At 64.1% G+C, this 1,198-nt stretch carries 1 protein-coding gene; it reads left to right on the top strand.

The genetic code is table 11. The features are described 5' to 3' along the window. The first annotated feature begins 658 nt into the window (after positions 1 to 658). Positions 659 to 1,141 (top strand): hypothetical protein, encoded by a 483-nt coding sequence (locus tag ACIP98_RS42530; RefSeq protein WP_401982262.1) that lies wholly within the window; start codon positions 659 to 661, stop codon positions 1,139 to 1,141. Positions 1,142 to 1,198: the final 57 nt, after the last annotated feature.

The following is a 1,198-nucleotide window of genomic DNA, read 5'->3' as shown; positions in this document are numbered from 1 at the left end:
CCAGATCGACGTTCCGTGGAAGGCCGACGAATGCAGCGGCCGTGGCGTCCACGCCCTTTCCGTCGGCCCGATCCACGCCACACGCTGACGTTCCGGTCATGCTCAGCAATTTTGAAAGCCGTCATCGCCGAAATACTACGGTTTGCTTTCCGCCCCCAAGGGAGCAGTCGGCAGCGTGAACCACGCGGTCCCGGCGAAAGCAAGCCGATCCTCTCTCCAGGCGGCCTTGGAGCAAGCAGGACACGGCAAGAGGCGGGCGATCAGTCACAGTCCCAAGGGCGTGTCAGTGCCGCGGTCTCGGGTTCTGGTATGACCGACGGCGATCTTGCAGCGTTCGATCAGGCGTGGGACCATTTCGTTTCCTGGCTGTCCGTGTATTGTCCCGTCGACCACGCGGCCCTGCGATCACCTACCCAGGCCGAGGAGATCACGGCGCTCGAAACGCAACTAGAATTCCCGCTCCATTCCCAACTGAGGGCACTTCTGCAGCGGCACACCGGCGCCATGGAGCATCCGGAGCCAGACAATCACCACGCTGGGTCCTTCCTTCCGCTCGGCCACCGACTCATCGGAACACACCTCATAGCCCAGCACTACGAGCGGGTGAAGAACGGACTCGCGGAGATCATCGCTGCGGGGCGGCCGGAGGGAGATCTCTGTGGCCATCCCCACCAGTGGGTTGAGTTCGCGCGCCCCAACGACGGAGGCGCAGCCTTCATCGACCATCGACCATCGACCCGGCCAGACCTACGGACATATCTTCGAGATGGGCATCGGCTCGGGGGACATCGAAGGCACCAAGTGGGCCTCCAGCCTGGCCGAGCTGTTCGACCAACTGGCCATGAGTCTGGAGACCGGCCACCCTTTTCGGTATGACTGGCCAACGTCCCGCGAGCTTCCCTCAGGGCCTCACTGCCTCACCTGGGACATCGGCAGCCGGACGGAGAACCACGGCATTCAGAACTGGCCGCCGCCCAGTCGTCCCGACCTGCCCGTCCGGCTCTCGGCCATCCGCCCTGGCCGGGGACCCAAGCTTGGCCGACTCCCTGGCGAGCTGGCTCCCCTGGCGGACTCGGCGGCCACATCAGACGCCGGTGTTCTGATCGGGTGTGTCAATTTAACGGCTGATCCTGCTTGTTGAGTGTCAGTTGTTGCTCGGGGTCAGGCGGCCCTCGAACGCGATCTGGAAGGCGTTGAG

This window comes from Streptomyces sp. NPDC088354 (assembly GCF_044753585.1).
Taxonomy (GTDB): domain Bacteria; phylum Actinomycetota; class Actinomycetes; order Streptomycetales; family Streptomycetaceae; genus Actinacidiphila.
The sequence above is the reverse complement of the archived record's forward strand: the minus strand, read 5'-3'. Positions and strand labels throughout refer to the sequence as shown.